The 316-nt window shown below is 78.2% G+C and carries 1 pseudogene; it reads right to left on the bottom strand.

The window, feature by feature from the left end:
- Window positions 1-316: pseudogene (locus DMH12_RS38785) on the bottom strand (hypothetical protein); the annotation flags it as partial.

The following is a 316-nucleotide window of genomic DNA, read 5'->3' as shown; positions in this document are numbered from 1 at the left end:
ACGGTGACCGCGGTGTGCCGGACCGGGATGCGCCGCGCGAACGACACGTGGTCCTCGGCCAGCCGCTCCCGTACGCGCGCGGTGACGGGCGCCAGGTCGACGGTGACCGGGCGGCCCCGCGCCCTGTCGTCCCGCAGGGCGCGCAGCACGGCGACGTGGACGGCGCGGTTGGCCGCGTCCCAGCCCACGCGGAAGGCTTCGGTCCGGGCGAAGGAACGGGCCGCGTCCCGCACGAAGAGCCGCACGGCGCCGTTGCCGGGGCCGGCCGCGACCTCGTCGGCCACTCCGGCACCCAGGGTGTCGGCGACCGTGTCCC

The sequence above is a fragment of the Streptomyces sp. WAC 04229 genome (assembly GCF_003947455.1).
GTDB lineage: Bacteria > Actinomycetota > Actinomycetes > Streptomycetales > Streptomycetaceae > Streptomyces.
The sequence above is the reverse complement of the archived record's forward strand: the minus strand, read 5'-3'. Positions and strand labels throughout refer to the sequence as shown.